Origin of the sequence: Serratia quinivorans (genome assembly GCF_052113645.1) — a bacterium.
Taxonomy (GTDB): Bacteria; Pseudomonadota; Gammaproteobacteria; order Enterobacterales; family Enterobacteriaceae; genus Serratia; species Serratia quinivorans_B.
In genome coordinates, this window is the sequence record NZ_JBIEIU010000001.1 from 1,044,873 (window position 1) to 1,070,537 (window position 25,665).

Annotated in this window: 15 protein-coding genes; 6 read left to right on the forward strand and 9 right to left on the reverse strand. The window is 58.4% G+C overall.

What is annotated here, in order from left to right; genetic code table 11:
- Nucleotides 1-216 precede the first annotated feature (216 nt).
- The 3 genes from nrdA to yfaE all read left to right on the forward strand — a co-directional run bounded on the left by nrdA (nucleotide 217) and on the right by yfaE (nucleotide 3,968).
- The gene (gene nrdA / locus ACGS9J_RS04770) at nucleotides 217-2,505 is read left to right on the forward strand and encodes a class 1a ribonucleoside-diphosphate reductase subunit alpha (protein ID WP_442229875.1); all 2,289 of its coding nucleotides are present in this window, start codon (nucleotides 217-219) and stop codon (nucleotides 2,503-2,505) included.
- Nucleotides 2,506-2,573: 68 nt separating this feature from the next.
- Nucleotides 2,574-3,704, forward strand: a complete 1,131-nt coding sequence (gene nrdB, locus ACGS9J_RS04775) for a class Ia ribonucleoside-diphosphate reductase subunit beta (RefSeq protein ID WP_020827814.1) — start codon at nucleotides 2,574-2,576, stop codon at nucleotides 3,702-3,704.
- Nucleotides 3,705-3,707: 3 nt separating this feature from the next.
- Nucleotides 3,708-3,968, forward strand: coding sequence for a class I ribonucleotide reductase maintenance protein YfaE (yfaE, locus tag ACGS9J_RS04780; protein ID WP_442229876.1), 261 nt, complete (start codon nucleotides 3,708-3,710; stop codon nucleotides 3,966-3,968).
- A gap of 62 nt (nucleotides 3,969-4,030) precedes the next feature.
- Here yfaE and ACGS9J_RS04785 read toward each other — a convergent pair whose 3' ends face one another.
- Together ACGS9J_RS04785 and ACGS9J_RS04790 are read right to left on the reverse strand one after the other, a co-directional pair.
- Nucleotides 4,031-4,183, reverse strand: coding sequence for a Hok/Gef family protein (locus ACGS9J_RS04785; protein WP_442229877.1), 153 nt, complete (start codon nucleotides 4,181-4,183; stop codon nucleotides 4,031-4,033).
- A 228-nt stretch (nucleotides 4,184-4,411) separates the two neighbouring features.
- Entirely contained in the window at nucleotides 4,412-5,608 is a 1,197-nt protein-coding gene (locus tag ACGS9J_RS04790; RefSeq protein WP_442229878.1) for a nicotinamide mononucleotide deamidase-related protein YfaY, read from the reverse strand.
- Between the two features lie 244 nt (nucleotides 5,609-5,852).
- Here ACGS9J_RS04790 and tyrP point away from each other — a divergent pair, with 244 nt between their 5' ends.
- Nucleotides 5,853-7,061, forward strand: coding sequence for a tyrosine transporter TyrP (gene tyrP / locus ACGS9J_RS04795; RefSeq protein ID WP_442229879.1), 1,209 nt, complete (start codon nucleotides 5,853-5,855; stop codon nucleotides 7,059-7,061).
- A gap of 50 nt (nucleotides 7,062-7,111) precedes the next feature.
- Here tyrP and ACGS9J_RS04800 read toward each other — a convergent pair whose 3' ends face one another.
- Nucleotides 7,112-7,654, reverse strand: a complete 543-nt coding sequence (locus ACGS9J_RS04800) for a YfaZ family outer membrane protein (RefSeq protein ID WP_442229880.1) — start codon at nucleotides 7,652-7,654, stop codon at nucleotides 7,112-7,114.
- Between the two features lie 337 nt (nucleotides 7,655-7,991).
- On the opposite strand from ACGS9J_RS04800, the gene katA reads away from it, so the two are divergent.
- Entirely contained in the window at nucleotides 7,992-9,428 is a 1,437-nt protein-coding gene (gene katA, locus ACGS9J_RS04805) for a catalase KatA (protein ID WP_442229881.1), read from the forward strand.
- 49 nt (nucleotides 9,429-9,477) lie between these two features.
- Here the strand turns inward: katA and menE are convergent, their stop codons facing one another.
- The 6 genes from menE to menF form a co-directional block, all read right to left on the reverse strand.
- The gene (menE, locus tag ACGS9J_RS04810) at nucleotides 9,478-10,863 is read right to left on the reverse strand and encodes an o-succinylbenzoate--CoA ligase (RefSeq protein WP_442229882.1); all 1,386 of its coding nucleotides are present in this window, start codon (nucleotides 10,861-10,863) and stop codon (nucleotides 9,478-9,480) included.
- A complete protein-coding gene (menC, locus tag ACGS9J_RS04815) occupies nucleotides 10,851-11,822 on the reverse strand; it encodes an o-succinylbenzoate synthase (RefSeq protein ID WP_442229977.1) in 972 nt (323 codons plus the stop codon). Before menC ends, menE begins: the two co-directional genes overlap by 13 nt.
- A gap of 11 nt (nucleotides 11,823-11,833) precedes the next feature.
- Nucleotides 11,834-12,691, reverse strand: a complete 858-nt coding sequence (gene menB / locus ACGS9J_RS04820) for a 1,4-dihydroxy-2-naphthoyl-CoA synthase (protein WP_442229883.1) — start codon at nucleotides 12,689-12,691, stop codon at nucleotides 11,834-11,836.
- Nucleotides 12,692-12,702: 11 nt separating this feature from the next.
- Complete coding sequence (menH, locus tag ACGS9J_RS04825) at nucleotides 12,703-13,470, reverse strand: 2-succinyl-6-hydroxy-2,4-cyclohexadiene-1-carboxylate synthase (protein ID WP_442229884.1); 768 nt, start codon at nucleotides 13,468-13,470, stop codon at nucleotides 12,703-12,705.
- Nucleotides 13,470-15,143 carry a 2-succinyl-5-enolpyruvyl-6-hydroxy-3-cyclohexene-1-carboxylic-acid synthase gene (gene menD / locus ACGS9J_RS04830; protein ID WP_442229885.1) on the reverse strand — a complete coding sequence of 558 codons (1,674 nt, stop codon included), beginning with the start codon at nucleotides 15,141-15,143 and terminating at the stop codon, nucleotides 13,470-13,472. The genes menH and menD overlap by 1 nt, the downstream gene beginning before the upstream one ends.
- Before the next feature lie 252 nt (nucleotides 15,144-15,395).
- A complete protein-coding gene (menF, locus tag ACGS9J_RS04835) occupies nucleotides 15,396-16,688 on the reverse strand; it encodes an isochorismate synthase MenF (RefSeq protein WP_442229886.1) in 1,293 nt (430 codons plus the stop codon).
- Nucleotides 16,689-16,976: 288 nt separating this feature from the next.
- On the opposite strand from menF, the gene ACGS9J_RS04840 reads away from it, so the two are divergent.
- Nucleotides 16,977-25,619 (forward strand): GH36-type glycosyl hydrolase domain-containing protein, encoded by an 8,643-nt coding sequence (locus ACGS9J_RS04840; RefSeq protein WP_442229887.1) that lies wholly within the window; start codon nucleotides 16,977-16,979, stop codon nucleotides 25,617-25,619.
- Nucleotides 25,620-25,665: the final 46 nt, after the last annotated feature.

Below are 25,665 nucleotides of genomic sequence, written 5' to 3' on the forward strand. Positions count from 1 at the left end.
TTGTCGCGCCAGTCACAGCAAGCACTGCGAAAGACAAGTCACATTTCACCCCCAAGTTATCCACAAATTAGGCCACTTTTGTTCACTTGCAAACGCCCTGTTTTCTCACTATCTTGTTACCTCACCGACATACAACCCCTATATATAGTGTTTACATACTGAGCAGAGCTACTACACTTCTGCTTAGGGGCACCATACGGACAGGTAAAACACCACATGAACCAAAGTCTGCTTGTAACTAAACGCGATGGCCGTAAAGAGCGCATCAACCTCGACAAAATCCACCGTGTCATCGACTGGGCCGCGGAAGGGTTAAACAACGTCTCGGTTTCTCAAGTAGAGTTGCGTTCTCATATTCAGTTTTATGACGGCATCAAAACCGCTGATATTCATGAAACCATTATCAAAGCAGCAGCCGATCTGATCTCGCGCGACGCGCCGGACTATCAGTATCTGGCGGCTCGCCTCGCCATCTTCCACCTGCGTAAAAAAGCTTACGACCAGTTCGAGCCGCCAAAGCTGCTCGCTCACGTGACGCGCATGGTAGAAATGGGCAAGTACGATAAGCATCTGCTGGAAGACTACAGCACTGAAGAGTTCGAGCAGATGGACTCCTTTATCGATCACTGGCGTGATATGAACTTCTCCTACGCTGCCGTTAAGCAGTTGGAAGGGAAGTATTTGGTGCAGAACCGCGTCAGCGGCGAGATCTACGAGAGCGCTCAGTTCTTGTATATCCTGGTGGCCGCGTGCCTGTTCTCCAACTATCCGCGTGAAACCCGTCTGGACTACGTTAAACGTTTCTACGACGCTATCTCCACCTTCAAGATTTCACTGCCTACGCCAATCATGTCCGGCGTGCGCACCCCAACCCGCCAGTTCAGCTCTTGCGTGCTGATCGAGTGCGGTGACAGCCTGGATTCAATCAACGCCACCTCCAGCGCCATTGTGAAATACGTTTCGCAACGCGCCGGCATCGGCATCAACGCCGGTCGCATCCGTGCGCTGGGCAGCCCGATCCGCGGGGGCGAAGCCTTCCATACCGGCTGCATCCCGTTCTACAAACATTTCCAGACCGCAGTGAAGTCCTGTTCTCAGGGCGGCGTACGTGGCGGAGCGGCGACGCTGTTCTACCCAATGTGGCATCTGGAAGTTGAAAGCCTGCTGGTGCTGAAAAACAACCGTGGCGTTGAAGGCAACCGCGTTCGCCATATGGACTACGGCGTGCAGTTGAACCGCCTGATGTACCAGCGCCTGATCAAGGGCCAGGACATCACCCTGTTCAGCCCATCGGACGTCCCAGGCCTGTATGACGCGTTCTTCGCCGATCAGGACGAATTCGAACGTCTGTATACTCAATACGAGCAAGACGACAGCATCCGCCAGAAGCGCGTGAAAGCGGTCGAACTGTTCTCGCTGATGATGCAGGAACGCGCCTCTACCGGCCGTATCTACATCCAGAACGTCGACCACTGCAACACCCACAGCCCGTTTGATCCGCAGATCGCACCGGTACGTCAGTCTAACCTGTGCCTGGAAATCGCCCTGCCGACCAAACCATTGGACGACGTTAACGACGAAAACGGCGAAATCGCCCTGTGTACGCTGTCCGCCTTTAACCTGGGCGCCATCGAAAGCCTGGACGATTTGGAAGAGCTGGCAACCCTGGCAGTGCGCGCACTGGACGCCCTGTTGGACTACCAGGACTACCCAATCAAAGCCGCTTACCGTGGCGCCATGGGCCGCCGTACCCTGGGTATCGGCGTGATTAACTACGCTTACTACCTGGCGAAGAATGGCGTGCGTTACTCCGACGGCAGTGCCAACGCCCTGACCCACAAGACTTTCGAAGCCATCCAGTATTACCTGCTGAAGGCTTCAAACCGTCTGGCTCAGGAACAAGGCGCCTGCCCGTGGTTCAATGAAACCACCTATTCGCAGGGCATTCTGCCGATCGACACCTACAAGAAAGATCTGGATGTCATCTGTCAGGAACCACTGCACTACGACTGGGAAACCCTGCGTAAAGAGATCAAGGAAACCGGTCTGCGCAACTCTACCCTGTCGGCGTTGATGCCTTCGGAAACCTCTTCGCAGATTTCCAACGCCACCAACGGCATCGAGCCACCACGCGGCCACATCAGTATTAAAGCGTCGAAAGACGGCATTCTGCGCCAGGTAGTGCCAGAGTATGAGCGTCTGAAAAACGACTACGAACTGCTGTGGGAAATGCCGAACAACGACGGTTACCTGCAACTGGTCGGCCTGATGCAGAAGTTTATCGACCAGTCGATCTCGGCCAATACCAACTATGACCCGACCCGTTTCCCGGGCGGCAAGGTGCCAATGAAGCAGCTGTTGAAAGACCTGCTCACCACCTACAAGTTTGGTGTCAAGACGCTGTACTATCAGAACACCCGCGACGGTGCTGAAGATGTGCAGGAAGATTTGCTGCCGGCGAAAAGCGGCGATGATGACTGCGAAAGCGGCGCCTGCAAGATCTAAAGTTTGAAACAGCGGGCCGGAACTCTTCCGGCCCCTTCATTTAGCCACGATACGATGGACTCAGGCTTATGGCTTACACCACATTTTCTCAGAATAAAAACAATCAGTTGCTGGAACCGATGTTCTTCGGCCAGTCGGTTAACGTTGCGCGTTTCGATCAGCAAAAACATGAAATTTTCGAAAAGCTGATTGAAAAGCAACTGTCCTTCTTCTGGCGTCCGGAAGAAGTTGACGTTTCCCGTGACCGTATCGACTATCAGGCACTGCCGGAACATGAAAAACACATTTTCATCAGCAACCTGAAATACCAGACGCTGCTGGATTCGATCCAGGGCCGCAGCCCGAACGTGGCACTGTTGCCGCTGATCTCGATCCCGGAACTGGAAACCTGGGTAGAAACCTGGTCATTCTCCGAGACCATTCACTCACGTTCTTACACCCACATCATCCGTAATATCGTTAACGATCCGGCGCTGGTGTTTGACGATATCGTCACCAACGAAGAGATCCTCAAGCGCGCGAAAGATATCTCCGGCTACTACGACGATCTGATTGAGATGACCGGCTACTATCATCTGCTGGGTGAAGGCACGCATCAGGTCAACGGCAACACCGTAACCGTTAGCCTGCGCGCGCTGAAAAAGCAGCTTTACCTGTGCCTGATGAGCGTTAACGCGCTGGAAGCCATCCGTTTCTACGTCAGCTTCGCCTGTTCATTTGCCTTCGCCGAACGCGAGCTGATGGAAGGTAATGCCAAAATCATCAAGCTGATTGCCCGTGATGAAGCTTTGCACCTGACCGGTACCCAGCACATGCTGAACCTGATGCGTTCCGGTGCCGATGACCCAGAGATGGCTGAAATCGCCGTTGAGTGTCAGCAGCAGTGCTACGATCTGTTCGTGTTGGCAGCCGAGCAAGAAAAAGAGTGGGCAGAATACCTGTTCCGCGACGGCTCGATGATCGGCCTGAACAAAGACATTCTGTGTCAGTATGTGGAATATATCACCAACATCCGCATGCAGGCAGTTGGCCTCGGCCTGCCGTTCGCAACACGTTCTAACCCGATCCCATGGATCAACGCCTGGTTAGTGTCCGACAACGTACAGGTTGCGCCGCAAGAAGTGGAAGTCAGCTCCTACCTGGTAGGGCAGATCGACTCTGAAGTGCATGCCGACGACCTGAGCGACTTCGAACTCTAAGCGATGGCCTCATCAATCGTGACGCTGCGTACCACGGGTGCGCAGCTACCCTGCCCCAAAAGTGAAAACTGCCTGCTCGACGTGTTGGAATTGCACGACGTTGAGGTCGAATACCAGTGCCGTTCCGGCTATTGCGGTGCCTGCCGTCTGAAGCTGGTAAAAGGTGAAGTGACCTACCGCCAGCAACCACTGGCGTTTATCAACGACGGTGAGATCCTGCCTTGCTGCTGTATGCCGCTCACCGATATCGAGCTGGAAATCTGAAAGGTTGGGTGCCTGAAACCCTGCCTGGAGACCAGAAGGCGGGGTTACCCCCGCCCTATGATTTACCGCTTCACATCACAAGCTAACCTGATCAAAATCGTGATACTTTCCTGATAGATTTTCAACTCACACAGTGAGTCTCTTATCATCCAGAGAAATAACAGAATCGTAATACATACAACGGCTAACGAGTGAAACACATGCTTTAACTGCATGCTTGCCTCCTTGCTGTGAAGGGGCTACCATACCGGTGTCTGGGCGGTATGTGCAGCCCCATTCTGATTGATAGTCAGTTTGGGGCTTTCATCTATCCGCCTTGCCACACAATGCCCAAGACGAACAGTCTCAAGCACCCGCAGCGATTGTAACAGCCTGAACGCAACGCGATAACCCCTTATAATATTATGATTAATAAGGGATATATCACTGCCATCAAGCATTCTCTACTCAATAATCTCCAGCGTCTCCAGCCAGGCATTCCTGCCGCATACCGGCCCACCGTTCAGCCAGCGCCGCAGCATGTCTAGCGCCAGCATCGCCACCGACTCTTGCCTTAAACGCAGGCTATGCCGTGCAGCTCGATAACGTACCGTCTGCCCGATACCGCCTTTTGGCGTATACAGCCCAATGCTCACCTGGTCGCCGCTCATGGCGCTGACCGCCAATGCCAGTTGCGCCCCGGTCAGTTCCGCCAACGAACGAGCACGTGCCAGCGTAGTTTCCAGAGTTTCCACGCAGTGCGATGGCAACAATTCGCCACCGGCCAGCGGAGCGCCTTCGCTTTGCAGCTGCAGATTGATCAACCCGGCGCTGAATTGTTCACTGAGCGCCAGTTTCAGCCCTTTCTGAACCAACCGCTGCGTCAGCGCGGCCGGCAGACCGAGGGTCCCTTCGAACAGGGTGTTGTCACCCGCGACCTGACGAACCCGCTCCCACGCCTTTTCCATCTCCGCCCGCTGGGCTACCGGGCCGGTCAGCTTCAGTTCAATGATCGGGCTGGAAGAACGGTAACCCAGCACGACATCCGGCGGCAGCGGCATGCCATCCAGTTCGGCAGCCAAATCGCTCTCCGAGGTGCCAAAGGTGGTTAATCGCAGGCACAGCGGTGGCGCCGGCAAGGTAAAACGCTGACGCAGGCGCGGTACGATTTGCTGCTCGACCATCACTTTGAATTCGGAAGGTACGCCAGGGGTGAAAAACATCATGCACCGGTTCAGTTGCAACGCGAAACCACAGGCGGTGCCAACCGGGTTATCGAGCATCTCTGCGTTAGCGGGGATCTGCGCTTGTTTACGGTTTGAGGCCGCCATCGGCCGGCCGCGTTCGGCAAAATAGGCCTCGATACGCGCCATCCATTCAGCCTGCTCAACCAGTTCGACGCCGCAGGCGGTGGCTGCGGCCAGCGCGCTGAGATCGTCACTGGTCGGCCCCAGGCCGCCGTTAACGATCAACACATCGGCGATATGGCTACGCTCCTGCAATGTTTCGATCAGAGAGGAGAGACTGTCCCCCACCGTTTCACGGCCGCTCATCGGCATGCCCTGCTGGAACAGATAGTCTGCCAGCCAGGCGGCGTTGGTATCTATAATTTGCCCGTGCAGCACCTCATCACCGGTGCTGAGCATCTCCACCCTTAACATTGATCTCTCCCACATTTTCTGATCTTTCCACTATAGAAGCCTGTAAATAAGTTTTCACTAGGCATCACAGGATAATTTCCGTTAAAGGCATTTTTTTGCGACCTCACGCGGCCCATTCATGTGTAAACATAGATTAACAGCCTCCGTAACGCCTGTTTGACACAAAATAATCCTTCCACTATCCTGCCGCACTTAGAATCAGTTACCTATAATTTTCCAAAATCTTTGGTTGATAGAGAAAAACGTGAAAAATCGCACGCTTGGCAGTGTTTTTATCGTAGCAGGAACCACCATCGGTGCCGGGATGCTGGCAATGCCACTGGCGGCAGCCGGCGTAGGCTTCGGCGTGACGTTGGCTCTGTTGGTCGGGCTGTGGCTGTTGATGTGTTATACCGCACTGCTGCTGGTCGAAGTCTATCAACATGAACAGGCGGATACCGGGCTCGGCACGCTGGCGAAACGCTATCTCGGCGGCGGGGGGCAATGGCTGACCAGTTTTAGCATGATGTTCCTGATGTACGCCCTGACCGCCGCCTATATCAGCGGTGCCGGTGAATTACTGGCGGCCAGTATCAGCCAGTGGACGTCGCAGGATTTCCCCACCACGCTCGGCGTATTGCTGTTTACTCTGGTAGCCGGCGGCGTAGTCTGCATCGGTACCCATTCGGTCGATCTGTTTAACCGCATCCTGTTCAGCGCCAAAGTGGTATTTCTGATCGTCATGCTGGGCCTGATGTTACCCAATATCCACCAAACCAACCTGATGACCTTGCCACTGGAACAGGGGCTGGCGCTGTCGGCCATCCCGGTGATCTTCACGTCATTTGGCTTCCACGGCAGCGTGCCAAGCATCGTTAACTACATGGGCGGCAACATCCGCAAACTGCGCTGGGTGTTCATTATCGGCAGTGCTATTCCCTTGGTGGCCTATATCTTCTGGCAGTTGGCCACGCTCGGCAGCATCAGTTCCACCACTTTCGTCGGTATTTTGGCGCAACAAGCCGGTCTGAACGGTCTGTTGCAGGCGGTACGTGACGTCGTGGCTTCTCCGCACGTCGAACTTGCAGTGCATTTGTTTGCCGATCTGGCGCTGGCGACCTCGTTCCTGGGGGTAGCACTCGGACTGTTTGATTTCCTGGCCGACTTGTTCAAACGCCAGGATAACGTGCGGGGCCGTCTGCAGACCGGCGCCATCACCTTCTTGCCGCCGCTGGCTTTCGCCCTGTTCTATCCGCGTGGTTTTGTGCTGGCGCTGGGTTTCGCCGCCATCGCGCTGGCGGTGCTGGCGTTGTTACTGCCGTCAATGCTGGTGTGGAAAACGCGTCAGCAGCATCAGGCGAAATACCGCGTCTGGGGGGGAACTCCGGCACTGGCGTTGGTGTTTGTCTGTGGGGTAACGGTGATAGCCATTCAGGTGGGCATCGCCAGCGGTATCCTGCCGGCCGTCGGCTAATAGATTTATCCGTAAAACGAGGGGGCCAGCCGGCCCCCTCGTTATTTGTATCAGAAGCTCAGACCCACGCCGACATAAGGGCCATCGGCCAGCGTATTGTCACGATGCCCGTCCTTCCCTTGCATCTGAATGTAGCGATAGCCCACGTCCACGCTAAGCGGGCGGAAAACATTCCAGCGCAGGCCGCCACTGGCCTCGCTATAAGCTTTCACACCACTGGTCAGCGACTCAGGTGCAAAGTAGCCTTCGCCATGCAGGCTGAAGGAACGGCTGATAGCCCAGTCCAGGCCGCCGCCCAGGGCCAATGCCCCGCCATTCTTACCGTCCTTCGGGCTCAGATACAGCGCCTTGCCACCGACCGTCGCGGTCAACGGCCCCAGCGGCAGGCCGAAATTCAGCCCCAGGCTGCCGACATTGCCGTCATGATCACTGCGTGCCCAGTTGCCAGACAGCCCCAACCCGGTGCTGCCGGTGTCCTGGCCGAAGCCGAGATTGGTGTAATGCTGCCCGGCCTCACCGGACAGGCTGATAGCACTTGCCGCACCGGTCACAAATAACATGCTTGCCGCGCAGGCGACCAAAGTCTTCTTCATCGTCTATCCCTCTTGCTGCTTCATCCGTTACGAATGATATGAGTTAACCCGTAATAATACCGTCACGAGTCTATACCAAAGCACAACCAGTTCTTAAGGGATAAAAGCGGAAAAATGCTTCTGTAATCAAACAAATGTAAAGTTTTTCAAGTAAAAGCCATATTCCTGATGGCAATAACAACGATAACCCAGACCTATTTGCCGAGTACGTTTAATAGGTCTACAACTAGTAGTGGCATTGACCAAGGTCAGGGTGAAAACGCCCTGCCGGATTATGATGTTGTACGCTTAAGTCGCCCGAGTCTTCACTCGATTGCAATACGATAAGGAGCAAGTGATGAGCAAGAAAGGACTGACCACCGCAGCCGGGGCCCCGGTTGTCGATAATAATAACGTGATCACCGCAGGCAAACGCGGCCCGATGCTGCTACAGGACGTTTGGTTTCTGGAAAAGCTGGCCCATTTCGACCGTGAGGTGATCCCCGAGCGCCGCATGCACGCCAAAGGATCCGGCGCCTATGGCACTTTTACCGTCACCCACGATATTACTCAGTACACCCGCGCAAAAATATTCTCTGAAATCGGCAAGCAGACTGACATGTTCATCCGCTTCTCCACCGTAGCCGGTGAGCGTGGGGCCGCCGACGCCGAGCGCGACATTCGCGGCTTCGCGATGAAGTTTTATACCGAGGAAGGCAATTGGGATCTGGTGGGTAACGATACGCCAGTGTTCTATCTGCGCGATCCGCTGAAATTCCCCGATCTTAACCACGTGGTCAAACGCGATCCGCGCACGAACCTGCGTAACCCGACGTATAAGTGGGATTTCTTCTCGCTGTCACCGGAAAGCCTGCACCAGCTGACCATAGACTTCAGCGATCGCGGCATTCCGAAATCCTACCGCCATATGCACGGTTTCGGCAGCCACACCTTCAGCTTTATCAATGCCAACAACGAGCGCTTCTGGGTGAAATTCCACTTCCGCTGCGAACAAGGCATTGAAAACCTGATGGACGACGAAGCGGAAGCGATCATCGCCAAGGACCGCGAAAGCTCGCAACGTGATCTTTATGAAGCCATCGAACGGGGCGATTACCCACGCTGGAAGCTGCAAATCCAAATTATGCCGGAACACGAAGCTTCACAAACGCCATACAACCCGTTTGATCTGACCAAGGTGTGGCCGCACGGCGATTACCCGCTGATCGACGTTGGCTTCTTCGAACTGCACCGCAACCCGGAAAACTACTTCGCAGAAGTGGAACAGGTGGCGTTTAACCCGGCCAACGTGGTGCCAGGGGTCAGTTTCTCGCCGGACAAAATGCTACAGGGCCGTCTGTTCTCTTACGGGGACGCACACCGTTACCGTCTGGGCGTGAACCACCATCAAATTCCGGTAAACGGTGCGAAATGCCCGTTCCACAACTATCACCGTGATGGTGCGATGCGCGTGGACGGCAACAGCGGCAACGGGGCAACCTACGAGCCGAACAGCTTTGGCCTGTTCCAGGAGCAACCGGACTTTAGAGAGCCGCCGTTGAGCATTGAAGGTGCCGCCGACCACTGGAATCATCGTGAGGACGGGGATTACTTCAGCCAGCCGCGCGCCTTGTTCAACCTGTTGAGCGCCGAAGAGCATCAGCGCATGTTTACCCGCATCGCCGGTGAGCTGTCGCAGGTGCCGGAACAGATCCAGCGTCGTCAGGTCGCTCTGTTTACCCAGGTGCATCCGGATTACGGTGCCGGCGTAGCCAAAGCCCTGGGCCTGAAATAACCGCCTGCATTGAATTCAGGCCGCCTTCATTTTTTTGGGGGCGCCTTTTTTATCGGCGGGACATCTGCTGCGCCGCCCATTGCTGCAGCTGGCGACGGGAGATTTTGATACCACCGGCCTTCAACTCGGTCGGCATCGGCAACAGCGCTATCGGCCGCTGGAAATTCGCCAGACGCTCCTGCGACCAGGCCAGCAACGCTTCCAGCGAAAGAGGCCCTTCACTGTCTAACACCGCCACCGGCCGTTGGCCAAACTCGGCGTCATCCACCGGCACCACCACGGCCTGCGAAATCTGCGGATGGGCTGCCAGCACACGTTCAATATCTTCCGGCTGAATGCCTTCTCCACCGCTGAAAAACAGGTTATCCAGCCGACCGATAATCCGCAGTTCATCCTGCTCCATAACGCCGCGATCGCGGGTATGAAACCAGCCTTGATCATCGGCGATAGGCAGTAACGCCCCCTGCTGCCAGTACCCCAGCGCCAGACTCTGCGCCCGGATCCACACCTCTTCATTCACCAGCTTAATCTCCCGTCCGGCCAACGGCAGCCCAACGCCCGGCAGCGCATCGGCACGCTTGGCGCACACCGTCGAAGCCAGTTCGGTCAGACCGTAGCCGCACCAGCAGCGAATGCCTGCGGCTTCCGCCTGTTCAGTCAGTTCTACCGGGATCATCGCGCCCCCGAGCAGCACTTTTTTCAGCGTCAGCGCGGCCAAGGGTTGCGCCAACAGACGCCAGAGCTGAGTCGGCACCAGCGAGGCATGAGTGCAGCCGGCCAATGCTTCCGCCAGCGGATGCATGTCGCGCACGACCAAACCGCCCCCCGCCGCCAGCCAGCGCCAAACAATGCCCTGACCGGAAACGTGAAACAACGGCAGCGACAGCAGCCAACGATCCTGAGGTTGAAAGTCCATCAGTTGCAACACGCCTTCGGCGCTGGCCAGATGAGCGGCATAACTGTGTGCAGCGGCCTTTGGCCTGCCGCTGGAGCCGGAGGTCAACGTCAGCGTCGCCAAGCGCTGAGCGTCCCAACGCGGCGGATTCAGCCAGCGAGATTCGGTGGAGGGAGGCGTTAAGCGGATCACCGTTGCCGGTAAGGTCGGCAGCCGGTCCGGGCTGAAAGCAAAATCCATATCCAGATCGGGCAACAACGTCGCCAACAGGGCAACGGGCAGTGCCGGATTCAGCGGCAGCAAGCGCGCACCGCACTGCAACAGCGCCAAATAAGCCAGCAACAGCGGGTAGCTGTTCTTGCCGCACAGCGCCACGCCGCAACCAGGTTCGACGCCCTGATGCTGAAAATCTGCCGCCAGTTTGTCCACCTGACGGCGCAAAGTCAGCCAGCTTACGGCCTGATGGCCGACCATCACCGCCATCGCCTGCGGGCGTCGCTGCGCCCAGTGCCGCCAAGGCCAGTCGTTTAGCTGCACCATAAGCACTCCAGCGCAGGTGAGTCCAGCAGCGGCAACTGGCTGTCCGGCCAGGGCCGCAGCAATTGCGCCTGCATCAGATCCAGCGTATCGAGCCCAGGAACGGTGTTCGGCGTCAGCCAATGTGCAATGCGCGCCAACTGCGTCAGCCCCAAACTGGATTCAATGCTGGAGCTGATCACCGCCGTTAACCCCGCGGCATGAGCCTGCTCCACCAGCGTGCGGCAACGCTCCAGGCTGCCAGTCAGCGTGGGCTTGATCACTATCGCCGCCACGCCCGGTTCGGCCTGCACCACAAAATCCGCCTCGCGCACACTTTCGTCCCAGGCGATAGCGATGCCGGTCGCCTGAGCGAAATCCCGCGATTCATCACGGGTTTTGCAAGGTTCTTCAAGAAAAGCAATGCGCTCACGCAGTGCCGGTGCCACGTATTTCGCGAAACCATCCGCTTTGGCGCGCGTCCAACTGCGATTGGCATCCAGTCGCAGGCGCAGATCGGGCAGCGCCTCCAGCAGTACGTTGACTATCATGCCGTCGCGCACCGCCTCATACAGCCCCACCTTCACCTTGGCGACTTTCTCCCCCGGCAAGGCGGTCAACACCGTGAACAACTCGTCAGGATCGCCGGTACACAGCGGCGCTTTGCGGTAATCGGCCTGCAGCGGCAACCGCTGCTCCAGCTCCGCCAACGCGCAACTGGTGCCGAACGCCACCGATGGCAACGGGCTGTCTGCCGGCAATGTCCCAGCTTGCCAAGCCTGCAGCCAGATCAGCACAGCCTGCTCGGCCTGCGCCAGCGTTTCCTGGCTGAACTCCGGCAGCGGCGCTATCTCGCCCCAGCCCTCCTGCTCGCCCTGCTGCAGATGGATCAACACGCCATCGCGGGTTTTCAGCCGCTGGTTGCGCAGCACCACACCGGCCTCCATCGGCAGGCTGTAGCGGTAAACGGCAGCGTGGCGGATAGGAGCATTCATTACGGATTACGCTTGAATTTGCTGAAGTCCGGCTGACGCTTTTCGTTGAACGCGTTGCGCCCTTCCTGACCTTCATCGGTCATGTAGAACAGCATGGTGGCGTTACCCGCCAACTCCTGCAGGCCGGCCTGACCGTCGCAGTCAGCATTCAGCGCCGCTTTCAGGCAGCGCAGCGCCATCGGGCTGTTTTGCAGCATTTCGCGGCACCAGCGCACGGTTTCTTTTTCCAGACTCGCCAAGGGCACCACGGTGTTGACCAGCCCCATGTCCAGCGCGGCGGCAGCATCATACTGACGGCACAGGAACCAGATCTCGCGCGCTTTCTTCTGGCCGACGATGCGTGCCATGTAAGAGGCGCCCCAGCCACCGTCGAACGACCCCACTTTAGGGCCGGTCTGGCCGAAAATGGCGTTATCCGCCGCAATGGTCAGGTCGCACATCATATGCAGTACGTGGCCGCCGCCAATCGAATAACCGGCAACCATGGCTACGACAGGTTTCGGGCAAGTGCGGATCTGGCGCTGGAAGTCGAGCACGTTCAGATGATGCACACCGCTTTCGTCCTGATAACCGCCGTAGTCGCCGCGTACTTTCTGATCGCCGCCGGAACAGAAGGCTTTGTCGCCGGCACCGGTGAGGATAATGGTGCCGATGCCATCGTCATAACGGGCATTGGACAGCGCTTCGATCATCTCTTTTACCGTGTGCGGCCGAAACGCATTGCGCACCTGCGGACGGTTAATGGTGATTTTAGCAATGCCGTCGTTGGACTTGTGGTACAGGATGTCTTCGAAATCACCGGAGCAATCCTGCCAATCGATGGCGGCGTACAGTTGTTCTTCGTTCGGATAGAGCATGTTCTGTTCCTTTAACCAGGGTTAACGAGAAAAGTGCGCAGTTCGGCGGCGAAAGCCTGCGGATTGGCCAGGTGCGAGTTATGCCCGGCCTGCGGCACGGTGCGTAACGGCAATCCGGCGTCGCGCGCCAACTGCTGAAATTTGTGATCGTCGGCACCACACAACACCACCAGCGGTATCGCCCGTTGTTGTAATTGCGGCACCAGATAGGGCTGCTTGCCCAGCGACGTGGCTTCCAGCATGTCTGCCACTGCCGCACCGGAGTTGAGCGTACGGGCACCGATCAGCGCCTCGCGGTGTACCGCGCTGAGATTGGCAAAGACCGGCTGCAGGTACCAGTCCGCCAGCACCTGGGCAAGCGGTTCACGGCGAAAACGCTCGGCCCAGGCCGCATCGTGCGTCAGGCGCTGAGCGCGCAGCGCAGGATCGGCCAGCCCTGGGTTTCCACCTTCAATAATCACGCCTTGCAGGCCGGTGGTATCACCGCAGCAGGCGTGATACATGGCAATACGCCCGCCCAATGAATACCCCACCAGCCAATAGCGTTCGATGCCGTGCAGTTGCAGGGTGGAACTGATTTGTGCACTGATATCGTCAAAACTGTTGCAGGTCACCGCGACAGAATCACCGTGGCCAGGCAAGTCGATCGCCAGCGATGGCCATTCCGGGCAGCGGGAAGCGATCACTCGCCATTCATTGTTGTTGCCCAACAGGCCATGCAGCCAGATCAGCCAGGGGCGGTCGGCCCCCCCTTGCTGCAATACTTTGGTCGCCAGCATTATTGCTCCGCCATCTGTTGCACCAGGTGCTGCAACGTCTGCGCACCGTCGCTCGGCGGCACCTGCAGCTCAATCAGCGTAGCACCGCTGTGGCGCCACCCCTGCTCCACCGCCTGCAGTAACTGCCCCCAGTTTTCCGGGCGGGCGTAAGCGAGGTGGAACATCGCCGCGGCATGGCCGAACTCCACGTCCTGCGGCATGCAGTAGAACCGTTGCCGGTCTTCCTCCGGCGTGGGCAGCAAGGAAAAAATCTGGCCGCCATTGTTATTGACCACGATCAACACCGTAGGCGCAGAACATTGGCGCAGCAGCGCCAGCGCGTTCAGGTCGTACAGGGCGGAAAGGTCACCCACCACCGCCAGCGTCGGTTTGGCCGTAGCCCGCTGTACGCCTGCGGCGGTGGAGATCAGGCCGTCGATGCCGCTGGCCCCGCGATTGCTGAACACCGGATAACCGGCCGGCAAACGAGTCAACGCATCAATCAACCGCACGATCAGGCTGTTGCCCAGGAACAGCTGACCGTTTTCCGGCAGCAGTTCCGGCAAACGGTGCGCCAACTGCGCCTCACCAAAACGGTTGACCAGATAACCGGAGGCCGTGTCCAGCGCGTTTTCCGCCAGTTGCGTCAGTTCGTCGGCCCAAGGGGTGCGCGGCTGTGCCGGATGCAGCTCAAGCCACCGCGCCACGCTGGAACGAATGCGTCGCCCCCGGTGGTGTGCCGGATCGAGCCGCCCGGGTAAATCGTCGATCAACCAATATTCTTGCGGGTGGCAATGCTCTTGCCACTGCAACAGGCGTTTGCCGGTCAGGCTGCTGCCAAATTGCACCACCAGTTGCGCCTCGGCTAACCTGGTTTGCGCCTGCGGCTGAGCCAGCCATAAATCAGCGCAGGGCAACGGCTGCCCGCTCTGAGACAATACGTCGCCAATCAGCGGCCAGCCGAGCATGGCGGCCCATTGCGCCAACTGCTCGCCCTCCTCCGCACTCATACGACCCGCCACTATCACGCCGCGTTTTTGCCGCCAGAAGAACCAATCCGGCTGCTTGAGCACCTGGTGCGGATCCATTTCCCGCAGCCAGGGCTGGCTGCCTTGCCACCAGTCGCCGAGCGTTGCAGACCAATCTTCGTACAGCTGTTCATCACCGCCGTACAAGGGTTCGGCAAAGGGGCAATTAATATGCAAAGCGCCGTGTTGCAAGCGCGCCATGGCGCTGTCGACGGTGGACACCAGCCAACTGGCGGGAATGTCAGGCGTCGGGCGCGGCAAATCAAGGCTCAGCGCCTGGTGGCTGGCATACAGGCCGTTTTGACGGATCGCCTGATTGGCGCCGCAGTTGATCAGTTCAGGCGGCCGATCGGCCGTGAGGAACACCAGCCGTTCACCGGTCAGCCCGGCTTCAATCAAGGAAGGGTAAAGGTTGGCGGCGGCGGTACCGGAAGTGACGATCACCGCCACCGGCTCCCGCGAAGCCTTCGCCAGGCCCAGTGCCAGATGGCCCAGCCCGCGTTCATCAAAATGGGTATGGCAGATAAAAGACTTGTTAGCCGCCGCAGCCAGCGTCAACGGCGTGGAGCGCGATCCCGGAGCGATACAGACATGCCGCACTCCATGGCGAGCCAGCGCTTCCAACAGCAACGCCGCCCACCGGCGATTAAAAACACTTGTCGACATAATTCGCTCACAAGTCGGTTAACAGAATCTGCCTCTGGCCCGCGCCGATCGGCGACACGCCAAAAATGATGTTCTGCATTATATGAGTAGTTATCTTTACGACTTTTGCGCCAGCGCAAAAACGCCGTATATCCCGGTGACTTAATGCTAGACAATTATTTGATTTAGAACAAAAAACAAACATAAAAATCACAATCAGTTTACACTCGCCGCGCCATTCCCTCAATAAATCCGTAGCCTAAGCAGGGAAATTCAGGTCAAAGTGTCCGGTTGCAATAAAGTCAGCAGTCCGGCGGCCTTATTTTCGATCTCCTGCCACTCTTCTGCGGCGTCGGAACCGGCCACAATGCCGGCACCGGCATACAGCCGTAGCCGTTCGCCGTCGACTTGCGCACAGCGCAGCGAAACACAAAACTCGCTGCGGGAAGAGGACAAATAACCGGCGGATCCGGCATACCAGCCTCGGGTGAAGGGTTCGTGTTGCAGAATAAACTCACGCGCTGCCTGACGGGGCAACCCGGCAACCGCCGCCGTCGGCTGCAGCCGCTGCAAACAATCGGCATCATCATCCCGCTTAAGGCGGCCTTCAATACGGCGTCGCAGATGCTGCACCTTACGTAAACGCACCACTTCCGGCGGCAGCACATCCACCGCGTCGGCCCCCCCTTGCAGGCGTTGGCAGATATCGTCCACCACCAGCAGGTTCTCACGCCGGTTCTTGCCATCCTGCAACAACCATTGCGCCAATACCTGGGCTTGTTGCCGATCGGGGTGATTAGCCACGGTGCCCGCCAGGGCTTCGGTCCGCAGATGGTGCCCCTTGCGCAGGTACAATCTTTCAGGACTGGAACCGAGAAAGGCGGAATGTGCATCAAATCGCAGCATAAAGTGGTAGCATCGGTGATTCACTCTGCGGCTGGCCTCCATCATCGCCGGCGCAAACAACGGACTCTCCAGCGTCAGTAACGTACTGCGCGCCAACACCACCTTCTCCATCTGTTGCCGATCTATCGCCTTCAGCGCATCGTGCAACAAGGTTTCCCACCCGGTACGTTCCGGTTGATGCTGCACCTTTCTCACTTCCGCCGTTAATGGCGTTATTGGCTGTGCAGCCACCCTATTTTCCAGCCAGCGATCGGCTTCGAGCGCATCGTCGTGCAGCGAGCTTTCAGAAAACAGATTAAGCGTTAATTTTGTTTCACCCTCGCGGCGCAGTATTTCCAGGCGTGGCAAAAACAAATGCGCCGCGCCGTCGAAGGCGTTCAGCCCCCACACCCGCGCACCGTCATGCGCGTTGAGAAATGCCTGTACTTGTTCCGGTTGCGTAAACAGGCGCAATGCGCCGCAGGCCACGGCTTCTTCATGCCCATCGCGATGGCGCCAGTAAAACTGAGGGAATGTCGGTTGCGCCGCCAACCACTCCAGCAAGGTCGTGGCCAGCGGTGCGGGGACAGAAAGTGAAAGCCGGCGAAAACCGCTCTCAGCGGGAAAATGTTGCTCAAGCTGCCGGCGCAACGGCCTCAGCAATGCCGAAAGTTGTTCCACGGCCACCTCAATAACCAAACTTAATGTATGGAATTATACGGTAAATCAAGGATCAACGGCGGAAAAATAGCGTCAGAGGATCAGCGGTAACGGCCGTCAATTGTTTATCAATACTAAACAATCAGTTCAAAAAACGGCCAGAAAAGCATTCTTGAAGCTATACTGAGAAAGCATGTTCCTGCCTGCTGTGAACCCACGCCAGATCTGCCCGGCGCTACAAACAGCATGTTCACGATCTCCCAGCGGTTTCACCGGCTGTCCTTTGGGTCAGATGTAAGGAGCTTTTGTGTGAAAGAAATACTAATCAATTGGTTAAAAAAACAACGTAAAGTTTCCAAAATAAAATCCTTGCCGCTACGGCGCCACCAAGACGCCCCCGACAACAGCGGCAGCGCCATTAAGGCAGAACTGTTTTCTGTCGATCAAATGGAGCGCTATGGGCAACGTCTGGCACGTTCTCATAAGCTGGCGACACGCAAGACCCCCTACTACTTGCTCAAGCGGCTGGACGATAACGAGCGCATTTTGGCGGAAAGCTGCCACCAGCTCAGCAACGGCAAGAAAGCCAGCATGACTCCTGCCGGTGAATGGCTGCTGGACAATTACTATCTGATTGAAGAACAAATCCGCGTCGTGCGCCACCATTTGCCGAAAACCTTCGGGCGTGGCCTACCGCAGTTGGCCCCGCCGCATAACTGCCCGCGCATCTATGACGTGGCTGCCGAAGCCATCGCGCACGGTGACGGCCGCTGGGACGCCGAAAGCCTCACGCGGTATATCGCCGCCTATCAAAAAGAAGTCAATCTGACGCTCGGTGAGCTCTGGGCACTGCCTGGAATGTTGCGTCTGGCGCTGATTGAAAACCTGCGCCGCGTCAGCGTGGAGGTCGCACAGGCCCAGCAGGAACGGAACCTGGCCGACAGTTGGGTGACAAAAATGCTGGAATCGGCGGAAAACGATCCCGCCAACCTGATCGTCGTGATCGCCGATATGGCACGTTCCAATCCCCCACGCACCAGCGCCTTTGTCGCCGAACTGGTCCGCCGCCTGCAGGGCCACGGCACCATGCTGGCGTTGCCGCTCACCTGGGTGGAACAGCGGCTGGCAGAAGTCAGCCTGACCTCGGATGAATTGATCCATCGCTTTAACCAGCAGTTGGCCGTCAGCCAACTGTCGGTCAGCAACAGTATTTCCGGCCTGCGCCAACTGAGCGAAATGGACTGGGCGGAATTCGTCGAAACCATGAGCCAGGTCGAACAGACCCTGCGAGAGGATCCGGCGGGGGTTTATCCTCTGATGCACTTCAACACCCGCGACAACTACCGCCACGTGATCGAGATGCTGGCGCGTCATTGCTCACACAATGAAGTCCAGGTCGCCCAGCACGTGCTGAATATGGCGCGTGTGGCGGCAGAAGATCCGTCCAGCGATCCACGTCGCAATCACATCGGTTACTACCTGATTGACGATGGCCGCCCCGAGCTGGAACAACAGTTGGGGGTGCAGCTCGGCCGCATTACCCGACTGCGCCATGCGTTGAGTCAGGCACCGCTGCTTTCCTGGCTCGGCAGCCTGAGCCTGATCACCACCGCCAGTTGCGCTGAACTGCTGCGCCACGCCTACAGCACCGGCATCAGTTGGGGGTTGGTGCTGCTGTTTTTCCCGATGGCTATCGTGGTCAGCCAGTTCGTGCTCAATCTGCTCAGCGAGGTCACCACCCGCAGCCGTACGCCGCAGCCCTTGCCGAGGCTCGATTTCTCCTGCGGTATTCCCGCTGAATTTCGCACTCTGGTGGCGATACCGACGTTAATCGACAGCAAAAGCGGCGTCGATAAGCTGATCAATGCGCTTGAGGTTTGTTATCTGGGCAACGCGATGAAACATCTGCACTTTGCCCTGCTCACCGACTTCAACGACGCCCCTCAACAACAGCATGCGGACGACACCGCCTTGCTGGACTATGCCGGCCAACAGATGAAAGCGCTGAACGCGCGCTACCCTTGTGAAGGTCCCAGCCACTTTTTCCTGTTTCACCGCGACCGCGAATGGAACGAAAAACAGGGCGTCTGGATGGGGCTGGAGCGTAAACGCGGCAAACTGAATGCACTGAACGACTGGCTGCGTAACCGTGGCAATGCCTTCTGCACCCAAATTGGCGATGGGCTGGAGGTGCTGAAAAACGTCAAATATGTCATCACCCTGGACAGCGATACCGTTCTGCCGCGCGAAAGCGCCCATCAGTTGATCGCCGCTATGGCGCACCCGCTCAACCATCCTCAGTACGACGCGCGTCAGCAACGGGTGGTGGAAGGCTACGCTATTTTGCAACCGCGCATGGCCGAAGAAATCCCCAGCTACGGCCAGGGCCGTTACGCCGCCCTGTGCAGCAGCACGCCGGGTAATGATCCCTATACGCTGATGGCTTCGGATATTTATCAGGATCTGTTTGGCGAAGGCTCGTTTATCGGCAAGGGCATTTACGACGTGGACGTGTTCTCGCACAGTCTGAAAGGCACCTGCCCGGCTAACCTGGTGCTGAGCCATGACCTGCTGGAGGGTTGCTACGCCCGTTCCGGCCTGTTGAGCGACGTGCTGCTGTACGAGCAGTATCCCAGTAACTATCTGGTGGACGTCGCGCGCCGCACGCGCTGGATCCGCGGTGACTGGCAACTGTTGAATTGGTTGCTACCACGGGTGAAAACCGAAGACGGCACCCGCATCGCCAACCCGCTGAGCACCCTGTCGCGCTGGAAATTGTTCGATAACCTGCGCCGCAGCCTGACGTCACCCAGCCTGTTGCTGTTACTGTTTTGCGGCTTTGTCTGGCTGCCGAACACCCGTTACTGGCTAGGGGTCTTCGCCATTATCCTGCTGCTGCCGACCCTGTTGGCACTGGCGCAGGATATCGTGCACAAGCCGCCGCGCCGCCCCTTCCTGCAACACCTGTTGTTGGCGCTGAACGGTTCGCTACATCGCCTTGCGCAGGTCGGACTGCGACTGGCGACGCTGCCACATGAGGCGTTGTACAGCCTGAAAGCAATCGTCGTGACCCTGTGGCGGCTGCTGATCAGCCAGCGAAACCTGCAAGAATGGACCAGCTACGATCAATCCAAAGCCCGTCAGCAGGTCACGCTGGAAAACTTCTACCGCGCGATGTGGATTAACCCGGTAGCGGGCGTCGCGCTGCTGCTGTTTAGCTTCCTGCATAACCCTATGGCGCTGTTTATCACACTGCCGTTCGCCACCTTGTGGATCCTGGCGCCATTTTTGTTGTATTACCTCAGCCAGGAACCGCAGCGCAGCAAAACTGCGATCAACGATGAACAGCGACGTTTCCTGCGCCACACCAGCCGCCAAACCTGGGACTTCTTCAATACCTTCGTCAACCAGCAGGAAAACTGGCTGCCGCCGGATAACTACCAGGAGATCCCGGAGCCGGTGGTGGCGCACCGTACGTCGCCGACCAATATCGGGCTGTCGTTGTTGGCTAACCTCACCGCCTATGACTTCGGCTATCTGACGCTCAGTGAAGCACTGCGGCGCATCGAACTGACGCTCAATACCCTGGATCGCATGGAGCACTATCGCGGCCATCTGTACAACTGGTACGACACCCGCACTCTGGAGCCGTTGAACCCGCGTTATATCTCCAGCGTCGACAGCGGCAACCTGGCCGGTCACCTGCTGACGCTTAGCGCCGGTTTGCCCGCGCTGGCCCACCAGCCGGCCATCGATCCGCTGCAGGTGCTGACCGGTCTCGGTGACAGCCTGCAACTGCTGGAACAGCACTGGGGCGACGCCGCACCGAAGAACCTGTCGAAACTGCGCAACCACTGGGAACAGGCCCACCACAGCCACCCGGCAGCCCTGCTGGCGGAGCTGAACGCCATGCGCAACTACAGCAATGGGCTGCAGGAACCGGCGCTGAACCATGATGAGGAAACCAAACGCTGGGCCGGCGCGCTGCACCAGCAGCTCAACGAGCTGTGCGCCGAATGGGCGCAGTGGTTCGGCTGGCTGAGCGACGGCATGCCTGAACTTGAGCAGGTGCCCAGTCTGCATTGGCTGGCGCACCCGCCGGGCCAATTGACGCTGTCGCCAGAGCAGCAAAATCAGTTGAACGCCGCCGGTGCCCTGGCGCAGGAGCGGCTGGCGCAGTTGCACAGTCTGCAGCAGCGACTGGAAAAAATGGCGCAGATGGATTTCAACTTCCTGTATGACGAATCGACCCATTTGCTGACCGTCGGTTTTAACTGCGATCAAAACAAGATGGACGGCAGTAAATACGATCTGCTGGCATCCGAAATCCGCCTGACCAACTACGTCGCCATCGCCACCAATCAGGTGCCGCAGCGCAGTTGGTTTGCCCTTGGCCGACTGTTCACCGTGATCGACCACGAACCGGCGCTGATGTCGTGGAGCGGTTCGATGTTTGAATACCTGATGCCGCAGTTGGTGATGCCCGCCTACCCTGACTCGCTGCTGGTGCAAATGTGCCACGCGGCGGTGGAGCGGCAGATTGCCTGGGGTAAAGAGCGCGGTGTTCCCTGGGGGATTTCCGAATCCGGCTACTTCGGTTTCGATGCCGATCAAAACTATCAGTATCACGCCTTTGGCGTTCCGGGGCTGGGCCTGCGACGCGGGCTGGGTGACGATATGGTGGTCGCGCCTTACGCCACGGTGATGGCGCTGATTGTCGATCCGAATGCCGCCTGCAATAACCTGATGACGTTGGAAAAAAATGGCGCCAAAGGCCGTTACGGTTTCTACGAGGCGCTGGATTACACCACCGCTCGCCTCAGCCGAGGCCAACTGTATGTGATCATCCGCTCGTATATGGCGCATCACCAGGGTATGAGCTTCCTCGCCCTGTCGCACCTGCTGCTGGATGCCCCTATGGTGGCGCGCTTCGCCGACTATCCGGCTTTCCAGTCAACGCGCTTGCTGCTGCAGGAGCGGGTACCGGATGCGGTCGAGCTGTACAGCACCCGTCGCCATTTCGAAACCCACGAGGGCACCATTACCCCGGCCAGCTTCGCCGCGCGCGAGTTCAACCGGGTGGATTCCCCAATCCCCGAAGTGCAGTTGCTGTCGAATGCCAACTATCACCTGATGCTCACCCAGGCCGGCGGCAGCTACAGCCGCTGGCAGAACCTGGCCTTGACCCGCTGGCGTGAAGACGCCACCTGCGATAACTGGGGCGCCTTCTGTTACCTGCGCGATCCACAAACCGGTGAGGTCTGGAGCAATACCTGGCAACCGATCGGCGGTGCCGCCAAAGGCTACAGCGCCGTGTTCAACGATGCCGGGGCCGAGTACCAGCGCCAGCAGGGATCGCTGTCGGTCAAAACGCAGGTGGTGGTCTCGCCGGAAGATGATATTGAGCTGCGCCGCGTGACGCTGGTCAACCGCAGCAAGCAACCGCGCACCCTCGAAATCACCAGCTATGCAGAAGTGGTGCTGGCACCGGCCGGCAATGACCTGGCCCACCCGGCGTTCAGCAACCTGTTCGTACAAACCGAACTGTTGCCGGATCAAGACGCCATTTTGTGCCACCGCCGCCCGCGCGAACCGAAAGAAAAATGCCCGTGGTTGCTGCACATGATGACGGTGCAAGGCCGCACCAGCCAGACGTCGTTCGAAACCGACCGCGCCAAATTTATCGGCCGTGGCCGCACCCCGGCCAATCCGCAGGCGCTGTATCAGAATACGCCGTTGAGCAACAGCGCCGGGCCGGTCATTGACCCGATCATCGCTATCCGTCAGCGCGTGGTGCTGGAGCCCAACGTGCCGCTGACGCTGGATATTTTCTACGGCGTCAGCGAGGACCGAGCCAGTAGCCTGGCGATGCTGGAGAAATACCGCGACCGCTATCTGGCCGATCGCGTGTTTGAACTGGCCTGGTCACACAGCCAGGTGGTGCTGCGTCAGTTGAACGCCAATGAGGATGACGCCAACCTGTTTAATCGCCTGGCCAGCGCGGTGGTGTTCCCGGCGCAGGAAATGCGCGCTGCCAGCAGCGAAATCATTCACAACCGCCGCGGCCAGTCTGGGCTGTGGGGACATTCGATCTCCGGCGATCTGCCGATTGTGCTGCTGACCGTGACCGACGCTGAGAACATCGAGCTGGTTCAGCAACTGATCCAGGCGCACAACTATTGGCGCTTGAAAGGGTTGCAGGTGGATTTGGTGATCCTCAACGAGGACGTCGGTGGTTACCGTCAGGATCTGCAGAACCAGATCATGGGCCTGATCGCCGCCGGTATGGAATCTACCCAAACCGATAAGCCCGGCGGCATCTTCGTGCGCACCAGCGAACATATGTCACAGGAAGATCATCGCCTGCTGCTCAGCGTGGCGCGTATTTACCTCGACGATCGGCGCGGCGGGTTGACCGAACAGCTCAACCAGCGCCTGCAACTGCCGCAGATCCTGCAGCAACCGCTGTCGCCGGTTACCGCTTCGTCGAAGCTGGCGACGGTGGATAATTTGCCGCGTAACCTGCACTCACCGCAGTTGCCCGACATTGACGCGTTGCAGTTCTATAACGGCCTCGGCGGCTTCTCGGCGGACGGCCGTGAATATGTGATCGCGATGAATGAAAGCAAGATCACCCCCGCGCCCTGGTCAAACGTGATGGCCAACCCGATGTTCGGCTCGGTGGTGTCGGAAAGCGGCCAGGCCTACACCTGGTACGAAAACGCCCACGAATACCGCCTGACTCCCTGGGACAACGATCCCATCTGCGACCGCAGCGGAGAGGCTTTCTACCTGCGCGACGAAGAGAGCGGTCATTTCTGGTCACCGACACCGTTGCCCGCCCGGGGCCGTGGCCATTATCTGACCCGTCACGGTTTCGGCTACAGCGTTTTCGATCACCGCGAGAGCGGCATCGACAGCCAGTTCACCCTACTGGTGGCCAAGGACGCGCCGGTAAAACTGTTCCTGCTGACGCTGACCAACACCTCCGGGCGCACGCGCAAGCTGTCGGCTACCGGCTATGTGGAGTTTATTCTCGGCGATTTGCGGCAAAAATCGGCCATGCACATCGTTACCCAGGCCGCCACGCCGGAAAGCGGCTGCGGCATTCTGGCCACCAACCACTACGGCGGCAGCGGTTCGGAACGCACCGCGTTCTTTGGCGTCTCCGGCGCGCATTGTTCGCTCAGTGGCGATCGGCGTGAATTTATCGGCCGCAACGGCTCGCTGGCCAACCCGGCGGTGCTAAAACTGCGGCGGTTGTCTGACAAAGTCGGCGCAGGTCTGGATCCATGCGGTGCCGTGCAGTCGGCGATCAGCCTGATCGACGGCGATCAACGCAGTTTTGTGTTCGCCCTCGGGTTAGGACAAAACGCCGATGAGGCCGAAGCGCTGCTGCAAAAATATCTGCAGGAGGACAGTCTGCAGGATGAGCTGCAACAGGTGGCCGCGCACTGGGACGGCATTCTCAACAAAGTGCAGATCGGCACGCCGCAACCGGCTGTCGATCTGCTGGCCAACGGTTGGCTGCTGTACCAGACCCTCTCCTGCCGTATTCAGGCGCGCAGCGGTTACTACCAGTCCGGTGGCGCCTTTGGCTTCCGCGATCAGCTACAGGACACTTTGGCGCTGACTCACGCCGCGCCTGAACGCCTGCGGGAACAGATCCTGCTGTGCGCTTCGCGCCAGTTTGTCGAGGGCGACGTGCAACACTGGTGGCATCCGCCGCAGGGAAATGGCGTGCGCACGCGCTGTTCGGATGACTATTTATGGCTGCCGCTGGCCATTTGTCATTATCTGGACGCCACCGACGATCAGGCCATTCTGGAGGAACAAGTGGGCTATCTGGAGGCGCGCAAGTTGGTCCCCGGCGAGGAGTCCTCCTATGAACAACCGGCGCTGAGTGCGACGCGCGAAACCTTGTATCAGCACGGCGTCCGGGCGTTAAAACACGGGTTGACCTTTGGCGAGCACGGACTGCCGCTGATGGGGGCCGGCGACTGGAACGACGGCATGAATATGGTGGGCCTGGAGGGCCGTGGCGAGAGCGTGTGGCTCGGTTTCTTCCTGTTTCATATCCTGCAGCGTTACGGTCAGTTGGCAACCGCTCGTCATGACGACGAACTGGCGACGCTGTGCCGTCAGCAGGCCGACAGGCTACGCAATAATCTGCGTGACCATGCCTGGGATGGCGAATGGTACCGTCGGGGCTACTTTGACAGCGGGGAACCGCTGGGCTCCCATCAATCGGCAGAGTGCCGTATCGACGCCATCGCCCAGAGCTGGTCAGTGTTGTCCGGCGCCGGTGATGCGCCGCGCAGCCTGCAGGCGATGCAGTCGCTGGATAAACACCTGGTCGACGACCAGGCCGGCCTGATCAAGCTGCTGACGCCACCGTTTGACGGCAACGGCCCTAACCCGGGCTATATCCGTGGCTATCTGCCGGGGGTGCGGGAAAACGGCGGTCAATATACCCACGGCGCGGTATGGGCAGTGATGGCCTTCGCCGAAATGGGCAATATCGAACGCGCCTGGGAACTGATGGCGCTGATCAACCCGATCAACCACAGCCTCGACAGCACCGCTGCCGAACGCTACAAGGTCGAGCCTTATGTGGTCACCGCCGATATTTACGCGGTGGCGCCGCATGTCGGCCGCGGCGGCTGGAGCTGGTATACCGGTTCCGCCGGGTGGATGTATCGGTTGATCCTCGAGTCACTGCTGGGGCTGAAACGCCATGGCGATCGGCTGAGCGTCAACACCCGTCTGCCGGCGGACTGGCCACAGGTGACGCTAAACTACCGGGAAGGCAGCAGCGAATATCAGTTAACAATTCGTCAGGGACCAGGCGCAGCACAGGTCACCGTCGACGGTGAAAAACAACCGGAGGCCGCGATAACGCTGGTGGATGATGGCAAAGTCCATCAGGTGGAAGTGACATTGGGGCAGTAAATATCGGGGCGCGGCGGTTGCCGCGCCCAACGTCTCAAGCCGTTAT